Genomic DNA, 20167 nt, shown 5'->3' on the forward strand with positions numbered 1-20167 from the left:
CTTTGGTCTATCCAGACCATAATTCACCGCGAATCATTTGGTTTTTCCAAAAAAGACTTCTAATATAGCCGATCGCGCTGGTTCACCCTTTTTATTCAGGCTATTCACCGCTTCATTTAAGAAAATCACTATGTCTTCAGAAGAATCAACACAGGCCAACACTTCAACCAAGACCTCGGCTAACCGCTTTGTCTTTCAGGCATCGCTACCGGTGATGTTTGGCTATATTCCGCTGGGCATGGCCTTTGGTGTGCTGTTCAGCGATCTGGGCTATCACTGGTTTTTTGCCACCCTGATGGGTGTCTTTATCTTCGCCGGGGCCGGACAATTTCTGGCGGTGGGATTACTGGCCAACAGCGCCGGTCTTACGGAGATGTTTATCACCATCTTTCTGCTCAACTCCCGGCACATGTTTTACGGTATCTCTCTGGTGGGCAAAATTCCCAACAAGGGCGCAAAGCGGGTGTATCAGATCTTTGGTCTGACCGATGAAACTTACTCCTTGCTGACCTCAACCCGCCTACCCAAGTGGGTCGACCCGGCGGAATTTCAGTTTAAAGTCACCCTGTTTAATCAGGTTTACTGGGTAATCGGTTGCACGCTGGGCGCCTGGCTCGGTGGCCAGATCACCTTCTCCACCGCCGGTATCGAATTTGTCCTGCCAGCACTCTTTATGGTGCTGGCTATCGAGCAATACAAAAACCTGAACAAACCCGCGCCCTTTATTCTCGCGCTGGCCATTGGCGTGCTGACCCTGCTGTTTATCAGCCGTGATCAGATGCTGTTAATCTCTATTCTGCTCAGTATGAGCGTTCTGTTAATGATACACGCAGGTAAACGATGGAATCCGCAGGCTACCTCTTCACCGTCATCGCAGTAATGACCGCCGCCACCTTTCTGACCAGGGTGCTGCCTTTTGTACTGCTCTATAAAGTAGCTGATCACCATATTCTGGTATTTTTGGGGAAATACCTGCCACCGGTGATGATGGTCTTACTGGTGGTATACACCTTTAAGAATGAAGATCTGGCCAGTACAGGTTTTCTGCCGGAACTAGGGTGTTTAGCCCTGACCGCAGCGCTGCACCTACTGTTTAAGCATCCGCTGGTAAGTATTCTGGGGGGAACCGGAGCGTATATGGCACTGGTGCAGATGGGGGTGAGTTGAGGCTGCAGAGCTACAGCTTGTTATGTACCAATCGTAGGTTAGATAATCGCCCCACACCGCACCAGCCAATAACCTGAAGCCCGATTGGCGCGCCATCCGACATTTTTTTATACACCAGATATCAAACGCCCAGCCGCTGCTTTAAAACAGATATCAGCTAACAGTGAACTGATGGGGGCCCTGTATTCTGTGGCGCTTCGTCCGATGACAAACGGGAATTCAACGCAGGCAGGTGATAAATTCTCAATAACCAGCACCTGTTCAACTGGCTCCCACGCTCCGCGTGGTAGCCTTAGCCACGAATCATACTCAGAAATTTGAAGCGACAGATGGCGCATATCCCCGCACAAAGCTCCGCTTGTCGGCGAACTAAACGTCTTACGAATTACTCTTAAGCAACTTGTTATACCGCTTGGCCGAGACTAAAATGACCAGCTTAAAGACCGCTTAAGAGACCTACAAAATGACCACTAGAATTCTAGCCGATGTTGCTGCGAGCATTACTGAGTTGAAAGCCAACCCCATGAAAGTTGCAACCAGTGCTTACGGTGAACCTGTTGCTGTACTGAACCGAAATGAGCCAGCATTTTATTGCGTACCTGCCGAAGCGTATGAAATGATGATGGACAGACTCGAAGATCTTGAGCTGCTGGCTATTGCTAAAGAGCGTGAATCTGAAGAGAGTATTTCGGTAAATATTGATGACCTATAAGCTCGACTTTAAAAAGAGCGCACTCAAAGAGTGGAAAAAGCTTGGTTCAACGCTACAACAACAATTTAAGAAAAAGCTAATCGAACGCTTAGGAAACCCGCATGTTCCGGCTTCAAAACTTTCTGGAGCTGACAACATGTATAAGATTAAGTTGCAGCAATCAGGCTACCGTCTCGTCTACAAAGTGGAAGACGATGTCATTATTGTAACCGTCTTAGCAGTCGGAAAACGCGAACGTAGTGACGTTTATCGTAACTCTATGAAAAGGTTAAATGGTTGATTGTCGGTTTATATCGATCACCATTTGTTCATTCTGTGTTTCCGGTTTTTTTCTAGCTTTAGCTGTCGACAAGCTAGATACCCTGTCACTTTCAGTGCCTGCTCTAAGGTTATAAAGTGCGGAACAGTATCCAGAGCAGGGCTTTAAAGATAAGACTGGTGAAACGCGGACAGATCATAGTTCGGGAGGTTTTTCTACAGCCTGAACGCCTGGGTTTAGCGGCGCCCCGACAGGGGCGTCCGGTGGAGGCCGCAGGCCGGAACGAACTACAACCCTTTGTTAAAAATTTTACTGTAAACCCCACATTTGAGGTTTCGGTAACTTATCTACCCTCGCTGCAAGTTCTTCAAGCGACCGGCCCTCGTGCAGAATTCCATTTAGTACAGATCTGAGCTCTGAGTCGAAATCAGTATTATTTATGGGAGAGAGGTGCGGAGCGATAACTAGGTTAAAACTCGTGATATACCGCTCTCTGAGCTCGACGTCATCACCCAGCTGAAATACTTTCCCCTTTATTGTCGCCGCTCCATCATCATATTCGGAGCGGCTGACACAGAATTTCTTACGGTATAAACCATATTCTTCATGTGCATAGCCAAAAAGTTCAACCGCCTCTGCTTTCCGGGCTTCATTCCACTCCTTTGGGAAAACAGGGGGCTCTGGATGCGCGTCAACATAAACAAAGCTTCTGTAGTAATCACTTCCTGGAACGGCTGCTATGCTTTTAATTCTGAGCTCCATCCGATCTAGTAGAACTCGCTTCCTTGAGAGAACCTTAAACTCAGATATCTGTAAGTTTCCGTTCCTCCACCACCATATGGGTGTGGTGTATCCATTTTGGCTTCTAAAATTCAACGGATGCCTGAGCAATATGCTTAACCGATCGATCGCCTCCTTTCCGGAATACCATGTGATGGTCCTTATGCCGGGAAAGGCCGATGAGAATCTCTTTGCGAAAAAAGCTGCGCTTTGATCTGCCGGTAAAAACTCTAGTTCAGTACCACTCACATAATTACTATCGTTTTCCGAACCAGTTTGCTTAGCGATGAATTTTAAATCAGAGACCCAAGACAATAAAAAGGGAGTCCAGGATTTAACCAGCAAGAAAGAAAAACAAAAAATGGCTAAAGGGACGCCCAAGACGATGAGAATCCAAAAAAGCTTGTCAGGAACCTGAGTTGAGACGAAGATAGCTATAAGTGATGAAACCAGACCGATCAACGCGTCTTTTTCCGTTTTTATTACCTTGAAGTACTTATCCACTTATACTCCGATCATTTTTTAACGCCGCCTTAAGCGGTGAGTAATAGTTGGCTAAAATGTGAAGCAAAGCGGAACCGAGCCAACTGTTACGAATCCGACTTCAAGGTCTTGTTAGATTTTATGTTGGAAAATCATTACTCCACTTAATATCTTCACAAAGACCATCTAGATCAGGAAATATTGATGCTCTGTGAACCCCATATTTCCTTAGTTCAGTAATTAATTGAGATTTTTTATCGTACTTGATGATTATTTTTTCAATACTTTCAGAGCTGTATTCCTCGCCTGGGTTTGGGTGGGATGTAAATAGACCAGACTGCCCCGTAATTCTACTTGTAATGTGACTTGGATAATAAACACCAACATCTTTCATTTCGTAAGGGCTAACGTCAGTATCGACGATATCCATTACATCTTTGAGTACATATACAGCCCCGTTTATTCGATGGGAGATTGTTGAAAAAAATAAGGCTACTAAAGGATTTCTGCTCCAATCCAAAAGACGTGTTGGTAACCCGTGGTGTTGTGCCAGTGCCAACCATTCCCATTCATTGGATGGTTTTGAGCTTATATGCGCAGTTGAGTGAGCTTTGAACAACCGCATCATTTTAGATTCAAGAGCATAAATATCTTTTGTTTCTATATTACGCTTTCTACCCAAAGATGGTGTTAGCATATATTTGTGATCACATACACCACGATAAATAGTAGAAGATGAAAATGAAGTAATAAGTTCGTGGAACTCTTCAAACGTCCCTATTTCAGTTTTCTTCATTGGTAGATATATACTCCGAAAAAATCTAACATTTCAACCATAGGCATGCTTATTCCGCCGGTTTCAATAGCCCAGCAAAAATTGAGGGAAGAGTTTGATTAGAAAGGAGAAATCCATTTTCTGATCTGACTGCTTCCCTGCTAAACGCGCATGCGCTTTATCTCAAATAAGCAGGCGCCTGTTATCTAACATCTGCTTTCCATAATGTATTGTTTTTGCAGCTTATCCAATTTTCCGGCACCGGTAAACCGAGCATTAAGTCGGAGAAAACGAGCACAGTTTGCGGGAAAACAGCAAATAATCATCCAGCCAACTCAGTGTGGAGCCAGATGCTGGTTGGGGTATGCATTACAACGCGGAGCGTTGGAACGAGTTGACTATGTTGTCTGGCATCTCAAACTGAAGCGATATACCACATGCTGGTTGGGGTATGCATTCGAGTTGGCGGAGTGACGTTCAGCATGGGAGGCATTGCCACAGGGAGCATGGCAACGAGAGAAGCGGGTTTTGAGTGAGCCGTTTACGAGCTGCGCGGGGCAAACATAATAATCGCCATACCCAGCAGGGCAACGGCGGTGCCGACCAGATCCCAGACCGTTGGGCGGATGCCGTCTACAGCCCAGAGCCAGAGTATGGCCATAAAAATATATACGCCGCCATAGGCGGCATAAACCCTGCCCGATGCGGTTGGGTGCAGGGTTAGCAGCCATGCAAAAACAGCAAGGCTCAGTGCTGCGGGCACCAGTAGCCAGATCGATTTGCCCTCTCTCAGCCAAAGGTAGGGCAAATAACAACCCACAATTTCGGCTAAAGCGGTCACAAGAAATAAACCAACGGTTTTCAACTCAGTCAAAAGAATCTGCTCCTTTCTGTAACAGATAGAGTCTCATATCATTCTGCCCGTAATAAATAGGATTTGTAGTCTGGTGGATGCTTAGTATGGCGCCTTACGGCCAGACAGCAAAACGCCCCGATGCTTTTCAGCGACGGGGCGTTTAGCAGAGCGATTCAAACACCAATCAGGCGTTTTTCATCTTCTTACCCAACCAGTTACCGAAAATACCACCGGCAACCATCACCACCAGGAAGATCCAGCCAGACAGTGAGAAGTTGGCGATTGGGGTGTAAAGCGCGCCAACGTTACAGCCATTGGCGAAGCGTGTACCAAGCCCCATGGCAAGACCTGCGACAACCAACATGGCAGCTTCTTGCTTGCCTAAGCGAAGTTTGCTCATGCCACTTAAGAAGCGTCCGGCCAATAGCATGGAGATCACAGCGCCGAGCATAATACCGATATTCTGAACATTCACCGGATGATCGAAAAACGGCATGGTAAACAGATGTTCAGGACGTTGAGTGAACTCTGCAATCGCGGCTGGATCAGTACCAATGGCGATCAGTATACGACCGAACCAGAAACCAAACGGAGAAGACGCCCCCCAGCCGGAACCCGTTACACCCATCAACAGCGTAAAGAGTACAACGATAACGGCAACACCGGTTGTCATCGTCCAGCGTTTTACAAACAGTGCATGATAAGTCTCAGCGCTGAAAAAAGGATGCTGCGAGAGATCTGATGGCGTGCTTTCTAGCTGCTCTTTTTCGGCGGCTACACCAATAAAGGTGTCGTTTTGTTTGCGATTGCGCTCATAGCGATGGGACAACCAGATCACGATGCCAGCAAATATAGCCGTCAACAGAATCGCGCCAAAGTAGCCATCTAGCGGGCCTCCAGCAAACAGATCCGGCAGGAAAACACCCTTCCCTTCGTAGGTCGCCGTTGAGATCAAGCTTTCACGAATCCAGCCTTCCTGCGCCTGCAGCGGGAAACCCAGAAAAACCCCCATGCCAAAGCTGAACAGTACCAACGCTGGGCGAGCTAGGCTGTTTGAGAAATACGTTAGTACACCAGACGCACAGCACCCGGCAAAGGTCATACCAAAACCAAACATCAGGCCGCCAAGGATCAAGCCCAGGTTAATAGGGTTTACCCACAAGCCCATATCCGTTGGATCTTTCTGATAAAGAAAGGCGGTTGAAGCTATCGCCGTTGCCACAAACATCAGCATCAGGGCGCGCATCAGACGGGTGGAACCGGCACGATAGGCTCGGTTCACACTACCGGCAAAGCCGAGGGAAGCACGGGTCAGGGCGTAGCCTAAACCAAGGCCAATCAATAACCGAAAAAAGATAGCTGAATCAAGAGCCACGGCTCCTAACGTCAGTACAAGACCTAGCAGCGCAAAGCCGCCCAGATGCTCTTTAATATTCATAAGGTATTTCCAACACGATAAAACAAAGAAGCGCCTTAAACGAGGCGCTATGAATAAAGCCAGAATTCTAATTCACTAAAGTTATAGTTCAATCTTTGTTTAAGACCAATCAGCTATAAGCTAATAGCGGGAAAAGTATTTGGCTCTACTCATCCTTTGCCGTGTTATCCACGCCTTAAGAGGAAGATGGTGCAGGCTAACTCTCTGCACCATTCCAGACCATCTTGCCGCACTCGCTCAGATCATAGCCGCCAAGGCTGTCTGCCAGCGCCCGCCCCTCTTTGCTTTGCATGTAGGTAAACAGCTGCTGGAATAACCCTCGGAAATAGACACTACGGGGCACCACCAGATCAAAGGCTTCCTCACAGACAGGAATAAAGCTAAGACCATATTCACGGGCCGCACTCATACTGCCCGGCCCGACATCGGCATCACCGCGACAGATCATGGACGCCATTTCACGCTCACTGAACGCCTGGGCTGAAATATTCAGATCGGACTCCTGCATCTGCCGGGCTGATAACCATTCCTGCAGAAACCGCTGAGATCCAGCTCCTTCCTGACGAATCGCCCAGCGCATACGATGTACCGGCAAACGATCAGCATCATCGGTGTCAAATTCAGCATTAACGATAAGCCCTTGGGTTCGCTTAAAAGCATGGATCAGCACCCATTGGCGATAGTGAGAGAACTGACGCACCAGGCCCGGATGGCGCAGGTGGCTCTCCTCTGCTCGCCCCCAGTGAATCGCCGCTACATCGGCATGGCCTTGAGACAACAGGCTTAATCCCATGCGCGTTCCGGTGACGCTATAACTGTAAAGTGCTTTATTTCCCACCACAGAGGGCAAACGTAACATCATCGCCTGCAGGTAAGGATCATCACTCCCCGTTAACAATAAACGGTCCGCCATCAGGCCACTATGGCAGGATTCCAGTAACCAACGATCCACCAGTTTTTTCGGAAATAACCACTTACCGGTTACCTTGGTCGCCGGGATTTGCCCTTCACTGGCCAGGGCGTAAACTTTTTTCTCGTTCAGGTGCAGATATTCAGCCACCTGCTTTACATTCATAAAAAGTGTATCAGCGATCACTTCAGACATGCGGTTCTCTCAGACTTAAAATATAGGGTACGCAACACTTAAATCTAACACTTGATTCTGATTCAGCGCTTGTTTCTGGCAGGTGATTTAGGCCGCACCGGAGGTGGTGCATCCCACTCAAAACGCTCTCGCCCTTGGTAAAGCATAAAATGCTGCCCTTTTGCACGGGCGATCAACATAATGCCCAACTGTTTTGCCAGCGCCAAGCCCATGGCCGTGACACCAGACCGAGACAAGAGTACCGAAATCCCCATTCGGGCAACCTTGATCACCATCTCAGAGGTGAGACGACCTGTGGTGTAAAACACCATCTGTTCACGTACCATCGGATCGGAAGAAAGCCACTGCTTACCCGCCAGGGTATCCACCGCATTATGACGCCCCACATCCTCTGAAAAAGCCAACACTTCAGCCCGGTGCGGGTCAGTATCGGCGGACGGAGTCAAAGCACAAAGCGCGCAGCCGTGCACCGCACCGGCGGAACGGTAGGTTTCATTGTACTCATTCAGGGCTTTTAACAGCCGGTAGATATCGCTTTGGGCTACCGTAAAGTCCGGCAGCTGTATTTTATCGACATCGTCCATTAATGCACCGTACTGGGTTCCCTGCCCGCAACCTGTGGTGACGGTTTTGTGGGCCAACTTCTCTTCCAGTTCGTCGCCAATCTCATCGGCAACCACTACCGCAGCCTCGACATCCCAGTCGACCTGAACGGCACGTATTTGTTCAAAGCGTTTCACCATGCCCTGATTGCGCAGATAGCCCAACACCAACGCCTCGGGCTCAGCCCCCAGGGTCATCAGGGTGACAATCTCACGTTTATTGAGGTAAAGAGTAAGCGGTCGCTCACCTGCAATGGCAACATCACGGGGCTCGCCATACTCGTCATAGACTTGAGTCGTTTGTGTCAGCTCAGCACGGGCCTGACTAACAGTGGGATGTTCAGAACGGAGGTTATCCTGCAGATTATCGTTTAGCTCTGTCATAGCGGAGTACATATCTTTGTCATGGTGAGGCATGGGTATCAGGGTTACGGCATCAGAAAAAAGTCCAATGGACAAAGTATATTCGGTCACTACGTCATTACCAGAACAATCCGACAAAGTTTAAAACATCAATCCAGATAGCGGGCTACATTTATGCTGCCAGGCTATGCGAAAGAAAAAGCAAGAAGCGCCAAGGACATAAAGGAGATGTGAGGACACAGGGAGTAAAAAGGTATGAGGACACAAAAGAGGTATGGAAGTACAAAAGAGGTATGGAAGTCGGTTGCACAAAAAAACCGCAGACCTGTGTATCACAGACCAGCGGTTCCTTCTCGGGGTGTTGCAGCGTACTCTCAGACTAACTCGCGGCTTAAGCTAACTCACCACGGGCCGGGTAGTCATTCTTGATAACAAAATCCAGCGCACCCAGCAGCTCTTTAAAGTGCGGACGGGCAAACGGCATAGTGCTGACATTACCCCAGTACAGAGTGCCATCCGGACGCAACAGATAAACCGCTGGTTCACTGAAGACCTCAGGCTCTTCCACACCGATAGAGGTTACGCCCCGGCCTGCTGATGTGTACAGACCCCAGTCTTTAGCCTGCTGCAGCGTCAGATCATAACCGATAGTAATGTTGGGCAGTTCCCATTCATTTTTAACGGCTGTCGCGCGCTCTTCGTTATCGCTGGACAGCGCCAGAACAGAAACACCTTTTGCCGCAAAGTCATCCGCCAGGCGGTTCAACTCTGCCAGGTAGTTTTTGCAGATTGGGCAGTGATAACCGCGATAAAAAACCACCAGTGTAAAGTTTTCCGGTTGCTGATCCTGCAGGCGCCAGTTGTCGCCACCTACGGTAGGAACAACAAGACCAGGTACAGGCTGACGGGGCATTAATGGCTTAACCATGATGATTCTCTCCAAAATTGAGTCACCTTATGTGTGACGATGAAGAGATAGTAGCGCAGAAAACTGTACGATCAGTACGCAGTTTTGCTATCTTTAATAGCAGTTCGTACAAAACAAACATTTATCCGCTCCTTTATAAGCAGGCTTCAGACTATGGACCGACTCAGCGCCCTACTCAATTTATTTCAGCCGGAAGCACGTCATGTCAGTCAGACCAACCTGTACCAGGCTCCCATAGCGGTCGAAAAAAATGAGAGCAGTCATCTGTATCTGGTTAAATCCGGCCGACTGCAACTGAGTATCGAACAGGAAACCCGGCAGTGCCAGTGCGGAGATCTGATCTGGCTGCCCAAAGGGGATGCACATCAACTCACAGAGCAACGGCCGCCGGATACCGATCTGAACCAACAACCGGCGGCTCTGGTAACGCAAATTGAGATTCTGTTCCTGCACAGAGAACCTAATCAGGAATTGAATCTCCTGCAAAGCACCCTGCCACATTCACTCTTCCTGCCTGCCAGCGAGAACCAGGTGTCCAGCCTGAAACCTCTGGTGGAACTTATGTTTCAGGAGGCCGGGCAGCAGCGCTGTGGCCACACCACGGTGGTTAACCGACTGGCGGAGGTGTTGCTGGTAAACCTATTGCGACACCTGATGGCCAATCAGAAAGTGTCAACCGGAGTACTGGGCGGCTTAAGTGATCTGCGCCTGGCCCGTGCCATGACCGGCATTCACGATAACCCCGGCGAAAACTGGACGTTAGAGGAACTCGCCAATACTGCAGGAATGTCCCGCACCGCCTTCAGTAAACGCTTTCGGGAAGTGGTGGGCTTTACCCCGGCAGATTATCTGGCGCAGTGGCGAATGAGTATCGCCTGCAAGAAGATCAGCTCAGGATCAGAAAGTGTGGCCACCCTGGCGGATGAACTGGGCTATCAGAGTGAAACCGCCTTCCGGCGGGCATTCCGGAAAGTAACCGGTCATCCACCAGGGTTTTATAAAAAAGGCGTCGCTTTTAGCGAGATTAAAGAAGAAATGGCAGAAGCGGCTACATAACCGCTTTCAGCCAGTGATGGTCTTTCTTCATAGAAAAACAGTCATTAAGAAGCAATGGGGCATCGCTATTGTCCCAACTTGTCCCAACCAACAAATAACCCCTTCTTTTTATAGGTATTTTTTGCGACTAAGGTAGCTTCCCGTCCTCTATAAAACTGGCACCACGCTTGCAATAACAGAAGCGTTATCCGGCTTTAACGGGGTCACCCTGCACAGTTCGTAAGCCGATCCCGTTAGCTGCCATGTACCGGATAATTTTTTGGGGTTGTTCTGCGTCGGCCCGACGAACACTGTTCGGCGGGTTACCCGGAGTTCCGGGGCGGCGCTTTTTTGTCTGGTCTTATGATATGCGGGATCAGATTCCCTCCCCCAATCGCGGTAACCTTCTTACACCTCCGAAAGGCCTTTCATCGTCAGGCCGGTTACATCGGAATACCAGAACACTTCTGGAGCCCGCAGCCCACTGGATACAAATCCTAATGGGCTGCGGGATTTTTTTTGCCCGGAAAACCCTCCCCAAAACAGATCTACCCTCTTCAAACCAGGCCAGAATAAAACACACAACCCATTGAAATATAACGACTTTATAATCATACAGCATCAGAAAAAAGAACCACGTTTAACTCAAAGACCTCACCTGGTACGCATGACGTCACTCTAAAGCTGCACTAAAAAATCAAACTTTCCTTGACGGCTTCACCATCAGTTTGTATTTTGGATACAAAATACAAATAGAAGATTCATAAAAAAGAACACTCATAAAAGAGGTCGATACCATGAAAAAAACAATAACTTGTTTACTTTCCGCCGCTCTGCTGGCAACTACGCCAGTTAAAGCAGACACACTTGATAATGTTGTAGACCGGGGTGAACTCCGCTGCGGTGTTGTTCTGGATTTCCCGCCAATCGGCTACAGAGATGCCAGTAACAACCCTGCCGGGTTTGATGTGGACTATTGCAAAGATCTGGCCAAAGCACTGGAGGTAGAGGCCAAAATCATCCCGGTAACCTGGTCAGAGCGTTTGCCGATTATTGCAACCGGTCGTGCTGATGTGGTGTTCGGTGCAACGTCAGATAGCCTGGCACGAGCGCGTACCGTGGGTTTCAGCATTCCTTATGCGATCTACTTTGCTCAAGGCGTGGTTAACACAGATGTAGAAATCAACAGCTTTGAAGATATGCGCGGTAAACGTGTTGCTGCAGCTTTAGGCACCGTTCCGGAACAGGAATGGCTGAAGATTGCTAAAGAATGGGGCGAAGAAGATCTCTACCAGAGCTACCAGTCTGAAAATGAAGTCTTCTTAGCCGTGTCACAAGGTAAAGCTGATATTGGTATCACAACCAATACCGCAGTTAAGCCTATTACAGGCCAGTTCAAAACCTTGAAAGAAGGCCCCCGCATGCCTTGGACTGCCGATTACACCTCCATTGTCGGTAAACGCATGGATGTAACTTGGCTCAACTACCTAAATCTCTTCGTTACCCATCAGGTTCGTTCAGGTCGTTATGACGAGCTTTGGGGCAAATATGTTGGTGAGAATGTACCTGAGCTGCGCATCCCTGGTGTGATGTATTAATCCGGTCACCATGGGATAACCGTTTTTTTACAAAAGCCTCTCCCTGTTAAGGGGGAGGCTTAAGAGGTAAATGCTCTATGTTCGAGTACAACTTTCACTGGCGTCCCGTGTTAAAAAGCCTGCCAGATTTATTGCAGGCAGGCTTGTTAACACTGGAAGTTGCTTTGATCTCGATGGTGATCGGTATCACGATAGGTCTTTGTCTTGCGCTGATGCGGATGAAGCTTAACGGCCCTTTAAAATGGTTTGCCGTCAGCTGGATTGAAGTAGCCCGTAATACACCTGTCCTATTCCAACTATTTTTCTTTGGCTTTGGTCTGGGGGCTGCCGGTATCAACCTTCCCCCCTATGTCATTATCGTCACCGGATTGAGTTTTAACTGCGCAGGCTATTTAGCTGAAAACTTTAGGGGTGGTTTCAAAGCCGTACCCGATACTCAGATTAACGCAGCGCGCTGTCTGGGCATGAACGGTTGGCAAACTTACACCCGAATTATCATCCCTCAGGTATTCCGTATCGTTTATCACCCGATTACTAACCAGATGGTTTGGGCTGTGCTGATGTCATCACTCGGCATGATGATCGGTTTCCGCGAACTCAGTGGTGAGACTCAATTCTTTGCCAGTCGGACGTTCCGCATCTTTGAATATTTTGCTGTAACGGCAGTGATTTACTACGTGATCGTCAAGCTGATTCTTGGCCTGTCGCGTCTGCTATCTGCCCGTCTGTTCCGGTATTAACGAGACTGCAACTATGCAAGAAACAATAACTTTTTTCAGTGGCTTCGGCATACAAGATCTGTGGTTTCTGGCAGATGCTGCCTTAAAAACACTGTGGATCTCAGTTTTGTCAATCAGTGTAGGCACTGTGCTGGGGGTCATTTTTGGCTGGATGTTGCATGAGGGCAAATGGTTAGCCGCCCTGACCATAGGCTCGATACTGGATATTTTCCGGTCAATCCCCCTGATTATTCAACTGGTACTGTTTTATAACTTTGCACCCATGATCGGTCTGAATCTGGACCCTTTTGGTTCAGGTGTTGTAATCCTGACCATCTATACCGCGGCCCTCGTTTCAAACGTAGCCCGTGGCGGTATTGAAGCCGTTCCCACACCAATGCGCAAAGCATCGCGCACGCTGGGCATGAGCTACTGGCAGGATCTGTTCTATATCGTACTTCCTATTGGTGGCAGAGCGGTCTTCCCTGCATGGATCGGCGTTGTTCTGGGTGTCATGAAAGACAGCGCCCTGGTATCGGTACTCGGCTATGTAGAGCTGCTGAAAGCCAGCCAGATTCTGATCACCCGAACCCAGGAGCCTTTCCTTATTCTGGCTCTGGCAGGCGCGTTCTACTTTGCACTGTCTTACCCTATTTCACGCTACGCGGCCAAATTTGAACAACGGTGGGCACAATGATTGAGATTCGCAATCTTCACAAAAACTTCGGCGACCTGCATGTCCTTAAAGGCATCGATCTGGAGGTCAAAAAAGGCGAAGTACTCTCTGTTATCGGTTCTTCAGGCTCCGGTAAATCAACCCTGCTTTATTGCATCAACAGCCTGGAAAAAATTCAGCAAGGTACCGTCAAAATTGATGGTATTGATGTGCACGCCAAAAGCACCGATGTAAACAAGCTCCGGCAGAAGCTGGGTATGGTGTTCCAACAGTGGAATAGCTTTCCCCATCTGACCGCCATGGAAAACGTGGCACTGGCACCCCGGATCGTCAAAGGCAAGTCAAAAGCAGAAGCCCTGCATATTGCTGAGACCCAGCTGAAACACGTGGGCCTTGGCGACAAACTGAAAAGCTACCCGTCAGCAATGTCCGGCGGACAACAGCAGCGTCTGGCTATCGCACGGGCACTGGCCATGGAACCGGAATACATGCTGTTTGACGAAGCCACTTCAGCGCTTGATCCCGAGAAAGTCGGCGAAGTTTTGGACACCATGCGACTGCTGGCTGAGGAAGGCATGACTATGATCTGCGTGACCCATGAAATGGGGTTCGCCCGGGATGTCTCTGACCGTGTGGCGTATTTCCACCATGGTGTGATGGAAGAGATCGGCCCCCCTGAACAGATCTTTGACAACCCTGTGTCAGCGCACACTCAAAAGTTCCTGGCCAACGTTCGCTGATAAGTCGATGTATCAGAAAACCGGAATCTGTACTGCCATCAATCTGAGCAGCTCAGGTTTGAACATTTCAATTTAGACCCGAACAACTAGACCCGAATAACAACTGACAAAACATAAGGTAAGAAAAATGAATAATAATATTTTCACCGGAACCATGCCTGCACTTATGACACCCTGCAAAGCAGACCGTACACCTGACTTTGATGCGCTGGTAAAGAAAGGCCACGAAATGATCGAATCCGGCATGTCTGCAGTTGTGTACTGCGGATCAATGGGCGACTGGCCACTGCTGAGCGATGAACAGCGTATGGAAGGTGTTGAACGCCTTGTCAACGCAGGTATTCCCGTTGTTGTTGGCACCGGTGCAATCAACACTAAATCAGCCGTTGCCCATGCCGCTCATGCTGAAAAAGTCGGCGCAGCGGGCTTAATGGTTATTCCCCGCGTACTCTCCCGCGGACCGGTTATTGCTGCGCAAAAAGAACACTTTAAAGCGATTCTGGCAGCATCACCCAGTATCCCGGCTATTATCTATAACAGCCCGGTTTACGGTTTCTCAACCCGGGCCGATCTTTTCTTCTCGCTGCGTGCCGAGCACTCCAACCTGGTCGGCTTTAAAGAGTTCGGCGGTGATGAAGCGATGCGCTACGCAGCGGAAAACATCACCTCTCAGGATGAAAACGTCACTCTGATGGTGGGCGTAGATACAGCGGTTTTCCATGGTTTTGTGAACTGTGGTGCAACCGGTGCAATCACCGGGATAGGTACAGCGCTGCCGAAAGAGGTTCTGCTGCTGTGTGCTCTGTCGAAAAAAGCGGCTGAAGGCGATGCCGAAGCCCGTGAACGCGCCCTTGAACTGGAAGCCGCCTTTAATGTACTGGCCAGCTTTGATGAAGGCCCGGAACTGGTTCTTTTCTTTAAATACCTGCTGGTTCTGAACGGTGAAGAAGAGTACAACCTGCACTTCAACGAGACAGACGAACTGAATGCAGCCCAGCGCCACTACTGCGAAAACCAATACAACCTGTTCAAATCATGGTTTGCTGACTGGAGCAAACAAGGTGGAGTGATCGCAGAATGCATGTCGTAGACAGCCATACCGAAGGGGAACCAACCCGCGTGATTCTGTCAGGAGGCCCCGATCTTGGATCGGGCTCTCTGGCGGAGCGAGCTCAACGGCTGGCCACAGAACACCGGGAGCTTTACCGTTCGCTGGTGAAGGAGCCCTATGGTCAGGAAGCCATGGTGGGTGCCTTGCTGGTTGAGCCAGTCAATACCGAATGCGTAGCGGGTATCATCTTCTTTGATGCCGCAGCGGTCATCGGCATGTGTGGCCATGGCACTATAGGCGTTGCTGCAACTCTGGCGCATCTTGGGAAAATAGGTATCGGCAGCCATAAGCTTGAAACACCGGTTGGGGTGGTTGAGATCACACTGCAGGACAGCAATACCGTATCGGTGACGAATGTTGACAGCTATCGCCTTGAGAAAGACAGGGTTATTCAGGTCGATGGTATCGGCCCTGACGGTGCCCCTGTTGACGTAAAAGGCGATATCGCCTGGGGCGGTAACTGGTTCTTTATGGTTGACGAAAGCCCTACCGCGGTCAGGCCGGATAATATTATGGCGTTAACGCAAACAGCTATCGCCATCCGAACAGCCCTTGAGCGGGAAAATATCACCGGTGGTGAAGGCGGTATTATCGATCATATTGTTCTGTTTGGTGATGCACTGACCCCTGAAGGCCATAGCCGGAACTTTGTGCTGTGCCCTGATAACGCTTATGACCGCTCCCCCTGCGGCACCGGTTGTTCGGCGCGGCTGGCCTGCCTTGCTGCAGACGATCTGCTGCCACCGGGTCAGGAGATTCTGCAGGAAAGTGTGATCGGCAGTAGCTACCATATTCGTTACCAGCCAGCACCTGAGGGCAAAATCAGCCCGACGATTACCGGTCAGGCTTTTGTGACCCGGGATGCCACCCTGATCTTTAATGAACAGGACCGGCTGAGAAACGGAATCGATCTGGGCGTTTAAACCTTAACCGTTAACGCCCCAAAGCAGGCCTTTAATAAGAATAACTTCAGGGATCACCGCTTCCATGAATCAAAGCGAAACCTCTTACGATGTGATTGTGATCGGTGCCGGTATTATAGGCATCAGCAGCGCGCTGAAACTCCAGTCCGAGGGCCACAGAGTTCTGGTGCTGGATCGTAATGGCGTGGCAAAGGAAACCTCTTCCGGCAATGCAGGTGCTTTTGCTTTTGCTGATATCGTCCCACTGGCAACCCCCGGCATTATTCGCAAAGCACCAAAATGGTTACTGGACCCTCTGGGGCCTTTAAGCATTAAACCTGCATACGCACTGAAAATTATTCCCTGGATGCTTAAATTCTGGCGCGCCAGCTGGCAGGACAAATACGAAAATGCCATAAGCGCCCAGTCCAGTTTAATGGATCTTTCTAAAGAAGCCCTTGAGCGCCAGATCCGGGCCGTTAACGGTGAAGCTCTGATGCGCCGTGAAGGTCAGCTGCAGCTTTATGAGGGAGAAGCGGAGTTTAAAGCCAGTCTGCCAGGCTGGAAAACCCGTATGGAGTACGGTGTAACCTGCGAACTGCTGGAGTCACCGGCAGAAATTGCCAAAATTCAGCCCGGAATCGACCCACGCTTCACTCATGCGGGCTACACACCGGAATGGATGAACACAACCGACCCGGAGGCGTGGACTCACCACCTTTATCAGCACTTTATCGATCAGGGCGGGTGCTATGAGAACGCCAGTATTCACCAGCTGACGGCAGAAGGTGACAGCGTTAATCTTCTGATTGAAAGCGATAACGCCACTTCCGGCAAACAATATCAGGCCCGCCGTGTCGTTGTGGCCGCCGGAGCCTGGTCAAAAACACTGGCAGCAAGTCTTGGCGATAATATCCCTCTGGAGACGGAGCGCGGTTACAACACCACGCTGCCCAGCGGCGGTTTTGAGCTGAACACCCATGTCACCTTCAGCAACCACGGCTTTGTGGTCAGTAAGATCGGTGATCGGATTCGGGTAGGGGGTGCCGTAGAACTGGGAGGCCTTCAGCTGAAACCTAACTATCAGCGCGCTCAGGTACTGCTTGATAAAGCCGCCCGTTTTATCCCGGGCCTGGGTACAGAGGGTGGCAAACAATGGATGGGGTTTCGCCCTTCAATGCCGGACAGTCTACCCGTGGTCAGTTATGCCAGTGCAACAGACAAAGTCATCTATGCCTTTGGCCACGGCCATCTGGGTTTAACTCAGTCCGCAGGCACCGCTGAGCTGGTCTGCGCCCTGGTCAATGGCGATAAACCGGCTATTCCGGTGGCCCCATTCTCAGCTAAGCGTTTCGGGAGTTAAACGATGCGAAGCAAGAAGACACTGCATATCATCTCAGCCCACGCTGAAGGCGAAGTCGGCGATGTTATTGTAGGCGGCGTACTTCCACCTCCAGGAGATACGCTCTGGGAACAGCGTGCTTTTATCGCACAGGATGAGACCCTGAGAAACTTTGTGCTCAATGAGCCCAGAGGTGGCGTTTTCCGCCATGTGAATCTGCTGGTGCCTCCTAAGCACCCGGAAGCCGATGCTGCTTTTATTATTATGGAGCCGGAAGACACCCCGCCCATGTCAGGCTCTAACTCTATCTGTGTCTCCACCGTTCTGCTCGATGGCGGCCTGATTCCGATGCAGGAGCCCTACACCGACCTGACACTGGAAGCTCCCGGTGGCCTGGTCAAGGTACGCGCCGCCTGCCGAAATGGTAAAGCCGAACGTATCTTCGTACAGAATGTTGCCAGTTTCGCGGATAAAATCGGCGTTGCACTGCATGTGGAAGGGCTGGGTACACTGACCGTCGATACCGCCTATGGAGGAGACAGCTTTGTCGTTGTGGATACCGGACAGCTGGATATAGAGATCACCGAAGCCAACGCTAAGCAACTGGCACAATTGGGGATTCAGATCACAAACGCCGCTAATCAGCAGCTGGGATTCAGCCATCCTGATAACCCAGACTGGGATCATATCTCCTTCTGTGCTTTCTGCGGCCCTCTGACCAAAACGGAAAACGGCTATAAAGGCCGCTCAGCGGTTGCCATTCAGCCCGGCAAGATCGACCGCTCCCCCACAGGAACAGCCGTATCCGCCCGTATGGCACTCATGGTGGCTAAAGGCCAGATGAAAGAAGGCGATGAGTTTGAAGCGGAATCCATCATAGGCTCAACCTTTAACGGCAAAGTGCTGGAACGAACGCAACTGGAGTGTGGTCATCCCGCCATTACCCCTCAAATTAGTGGTCGGGGTTGGATCACAGGTACTCATCAGCATATGCTAGACCCTGATGACCCCTGGCCGGATGGCTATCGGTTAAGTGATACCTGGGGTGCCTGATAACGCAACCGTGTCAGCCCCTGAGCATAAGAGAACAGCGGCTCCAGAGAACAACGGCTCCTGAGCATAAAAACAGAACAGTGAGAAGATCGTCATACCGTTAAGACTCTCTACGCGCGCGAAGGGGTATCCACGTGCCCCTCTTCAGTCGTGTAGCTTTGCTAAAGAGCCCTGCTTAGGCGGGTTCTTTAGCTTTTTTTGCTTTCAGGGTCTGGTAAAGCGATCCACAAAATCTCTGGTAAAACAATCTACAGAACGCCTGAGAAAACAATCTACAGAACGCCTGAGAAAACAATCTACAGAACGCCTGAGAAAACAATCTACAGAAACCCTGATAAAACAACATACAAAACCCACGTTCCAAGGGACAAATTTGAGAGTTAGCTATGTCACAAAACATCACATTGTCATTGCAGGATATCAAAGATCTTAGTCTTTCCGTACTGACTCAAAACGGCTACAGCCCACAACATGCTCAGGCGATCACAGACGTTATCTATGCCTGCCAGCTGGATGACTGTCACTCCCACGGTCTGTTCCGTCTCTTTATGTGTGTTGAAACAATGCGCAGCGGCCAGGTTGATGGCCATGCGACGCCAACACTCACTGAACCCGGCCCCGCTGTGGTTAAGGCCGATGCCCATAAAGGGATCTCTTTACTGGCTCTGAATGAAGCCATGCCTAAGCTGATAGAAAAAGCCAAAACCCAGGGTATCGCAGCACTGGCTGTTAACAACTGCTTCCACTTCTCTGCTCTTTGGCCCGAAGTTGAGATGCTTTCCGCTCAGGGTCTGGCGGGTATCGCCATGGTGCCGAGCCATGCATGGGTTGCCCCTGCGGGCGGAACACGGGGCACACTGGGCACCAACCCTCTGGCCTTCAGCTGGCCCCGGCTTGGTAAAGATCCTTTCACCTTTGACTTCGCCACCAGCCAGTTTGCCCGCGGTGAGATTGAGCTTTACCGGCGTGCGGGTAAACAGCTCCCGGAGGGTGTGGCGATTGATAAAAACGGCAATCCAACCACCGACCCGACCGCAGCAATGGAAGGTGCAATGCTGACCTTTGGCGGCTATAAAGGCTCGGCCCTGTCGATTATGATCGAACTGATGGCTGGCCCACTGATCGATGACCTCACCAGTATTGAAAGCATGGCCGCAGCCAATGGAAATACCGGTGCGCCCTATCACGGTGAAATCATTATCGCCATGAACCCTGAAATGCTCAGTGGCGGTCAGGTTGCGGTCAACAATGATCGCGCCGAACGCCTGTTTGCCGATATTATTGATCAGGGTGCCCGCCTGCCATCACAGCGTCGCTATCAGGCCCGCTCACAAAACCTGAAGCGTAATGCCGTAGAAATTCCGGCACAGCTCTATCAGGATATTCTCAAACTGAAAGACTGATTTCATCGTTCAGAAAACAGCAGCAGTAACAGAAACACCCCCTTGCAAAGTCATTCGCAACAAGGGGGTGTTTCTTTGCCGGCTTTCTTTCTCTACCGGTCGCACAACCCGGTATAAAAA

General features: G+C 50.0%; 21 protein-coding genes. 14 read left to right on the forward strand and 7 right to left on the reverse strand.

From position 1 onward, the window contains the following. Positions 1 to 130: 130 nt before the first annotated feature. The 4 genes from ACN0R8_RS02535 to ACN0R8_RS02550 all read left to right on the forward strand — a co-directional run bounded on the left by ACN0R8_RS02535 (position 131) and on the right by ACN0R8_RS02550 (position 2159). Positions 131 to 880 carry an AzlC family ABC transporter permease gene (locus ACN0R8_RS02535; RefSeq protein ID WP_417594755.1) on the forward strand — a complete coding sequence of 250 codons (750 nt, stop codon included), beginning with the start codon at positions 131 to 133 and terminating at the stop codon, positions 878 to 880. Next, a complete protein-coding gene (locus ACN0R8_RS02540; protein ID WP_417594757.1) occupies positions 841 to 1167 on the forward strand; it encodes a branched-chain amino acid transporter permease in 327 nt (108 codons plus the stop codon). Before ACN0R8_RS02535 ends, ACN0R8_RS02540 begins: the two co-directional genes overlap by 40 nt. A 463-nt stretch (positions 1168 to 1630) precedes the next feature. Further along, positions 1631 to 1879 (forward strand): type II toxin-antitoxin system Phd/YefM family antitoxin, encoded by a 249-nt coding sequence (locus ACN0R8_RS02545; RefSeq protein WP_005377003.1) that lies wholly within the window; start codon positions 1631 to 1633, stop codon positions 1877 to 1879. Beyond that, entirely contained in the window at positions 1869 to 2159 is a 291-nt protein-coding gene (locus tag ACN0R8_RS02550; protein ID WP_417594760.1) for a type II toxin-antitoxin system RelE family toxin, read from the forward strand. Before ACN0R8_RS02545 ends, ACN0R8_RS02550 begins: the two co-directional genes overlap by 11 nt. A 288-nt stretch (positions 2160 to 2447) precedes the next feature. Here the strand turns inward: ACN0R8_RS02550 and ACN0R8_RS02555 are convergent, their stop codons facing one another. From ACN0R8_RS02555 to ACN0R8_RS02585, 7 genes are all read right to left on the reverse strand, one after another. Continuing rightward, the gene (locus ACN0R8_RS02555; protein WP_417594762.1) at positions 2448 to 3422 is read right to left on the reverse strand and encodes a hypothetical protein; all 975 of its coding nucleotides are present in this window, start codon (positions 3420 to 3422) and stop codon (positions 2448 to 2450) included. Between the two features lie 118 nt (positions 3423 to 3540). Then, positions 3541 to 4197, reverse strand: a complete 657-nt coding sequence (locus ACN0R8_RS02560; RefSeq protein WP_417594764.1) for an FRG domain-containing protein — start codon at positions 4195 to 4197, stop codon at positions 3541 to 3543. Between the two features lie 520 nt (positions 4198 to 4717). After that, positions 4718 to 5050, reverse strand: a complete 333-nt coding sequence (locus ACN0R8_RS02565) for a YnfA family protein (protein WP_417594766.1) — start codon at positions 5048 to 5050, stop codon at positions 4718 to 4720. 166 nt (positions 5051 to 5216) lie between these two features. Beyond that, positions 5217 to 6470, reverse strand: coding sequence for a YeeE/YedE family protein (locus ACN0R8_RS02570; RefSeq protein WP_417594768.1), 1254 nt, complete (start codon positions 6468 to 6470; stop codon positions 5217 to 5219). A gap of 196 nt (positions 6471 to 6666) precedes the next feature. Next, positions 6667 to 7575, reverse strand: a complete 909-nt coding sequence (locus ACN0R8_RS02575) for a substrate-binding domain-containing protein (protein ID WP_417594770.1) — start codon at positions 7573 to 7575, stop codon at positions 6667 to 6669. Positions 7576 to 7637: 62 nt separating this feature from the next. Continuing rightward, positions 7638 to 8651, reverse strand: a complete 1014-nt coding sequence (locus tag ACN0R8_RS02580) for a formate dehydrogenase accessory sulfurtransferase FdhD (RefSeq protein ID WP_417594772.1) — start codon at positions 8649 to 8651, stop codon at positions 7638 to 7640. 280 nt (positions 8652 to 8931) lie between these two features. Next, positions 8932 to 9468, reverse strand: coding sequence for a peroxiredoxin-like family protein (locus tag ACN0R8_RS02585; RefSeq protein WP_417594774.1), 537 nt, complete (start codon positions 9466 to 9468; stop codon positions 8932 to 8934). A 153-nt stretch (positions 9469 to 9621) separates the two neighbouring features. On the opposite strand from ACN0R8_RS02585, the gene ACN0R8_RS02590 reads away from it, so the two are divergent. The 10 genes from ACN0R8_RS02590 (at position 9622) to ACN0R8_RS02635 (ending at position 20047) form a co-directional block, all read left to right on the forward strand. Further along, positions 9622 to 10524, forward strand: coding sequence for a cupin domain-containing protein (locus ACN0R8_RS02590; RefSeq protein ID WP_417594776.1), 903 nt, complete (start codon positions 9622 to 9624; stop codon positions 10522 to 10524). 776 nt (positions 10525 to 11300) lie between these two features. Further along, on the forward strand, positions 11301 to 12101 hold the full coding sequence (locus tag ACN0R8_RS02595) for a transporter substrate-binding domain-containing protein (protein WP_417594778.1): 801 nt from the start codon (positions 11301 to 11303) through the stop codon (positions 12099 to 12101). Positions 12102 to 12178: 77 nt separating this feature from the next. After that, positions 12179 to 12841: an amino acid ABC transporter permease gene (locus tag ACN0R8_RS02600; RefSeq protein WP_417594780.1), complete on the forward strand. Its 663-nt coding sequence runs from the start codon at positions 12179 to 12181 to the stop codon at positions 12839 to 12841. Between the two features lie 13 nt (positions 12842 to 12854). After that, a complete protein-coding gene (locus ACN0R8_RS02605) occupies positions 12855 to 13517 on the forward strand; it encodes an amino acid ABC transporter permease (protein ID WP_417594782.1) in 663 nt (220 codons plus the stop codon). Continuing rightward, positions 13514 to 14236, forward strand: coding sequence for an amino acid ABC transporter ATP-binding protein (locus ACN0R8_RS02610; protein WP_417594784.1), 723 nt, complete (start codon positions 13514 to 13516; stop codon positions 14234 to 14236). Before ACN0R8_RS02605 ends, ACN0R8_RS02610 begins: the two co-directional genes overlap by 4 nt. A 127-nt stretch (positions 14237 to 14363) precedes the next feature. After that, the gene (locus ACN0R8_RS02615) at positions 14364 to 15326 is read left to right on the forward strand and encodes a dihydrodipicolinate synthase family protein (RefSeq protein WP_417594786.1); all 963 of its coding nucleotides are present in this window, start codon (positions 14364 to 14366) and stop codon (positions 15324 to 15326) included. Next, positions 15314 to 16270 (forward strand): proline racemase family protein, encoded by a 957-nt coding sequence (locus ACN0R8_RS02620; RefSeq protein ID WP_417594788.1) that lies wholly within the window; start codon positions 15314 to 15316, stop codon positions 16268 to 16270. The genes ACN0R8_RS02615 and ACN0R8_RS02620 overlap by 13 nt, the downstream gene beginning before the upstream one ends. A 64-nt stretch (positions 16271 to 16334) precedes the next feature. Further along, positions 16335 to 17612, forward strand: a complete 1278-nt coding sequence (locus tag ACN0R8_RS02625) for an NAD(P)/FAD-dependent oxidoreductase (RefSeq protein ID WP_417594790.1) — start codon at positions 16335 to 16337, stop codon at positions 17610 to 17612. A 3-nt stretch (positions 17613 to 17615) separates the two neighbouring features. Further along, entirely contained in the window at positions 17616 to 18644 is a 1029-nt protein-coding gene (locus ACN0R8_RS02630; protein ID WP_417594792.1) for a trans-3-hydroxy-L-proline dehydratase, read from the forward strand. A gap of 386 nt (positions 18645 to 19030) precedes the next feature. Further along, positions 19031 to 20047, forward strand: a complete 1017-nt coding sequence (locus ACN0R8_RS02635; protein ID WP_417594794.1) for an Ldh family oxidoreductase — start codon at positions 19031 to 19033, stop codon at positions 20045 to 20047. Positions 20048 to 20167 lie beyond the last annotated feature (120 nt).

The organism is Oceanospirillum sp., assembly GCF_048265165.1.
Lineage (GTDB): Bacteria > Pseudomonadota > Gammaproteobacteria > Pseudomonadales > Halomonadaceae > Oceanospirillum.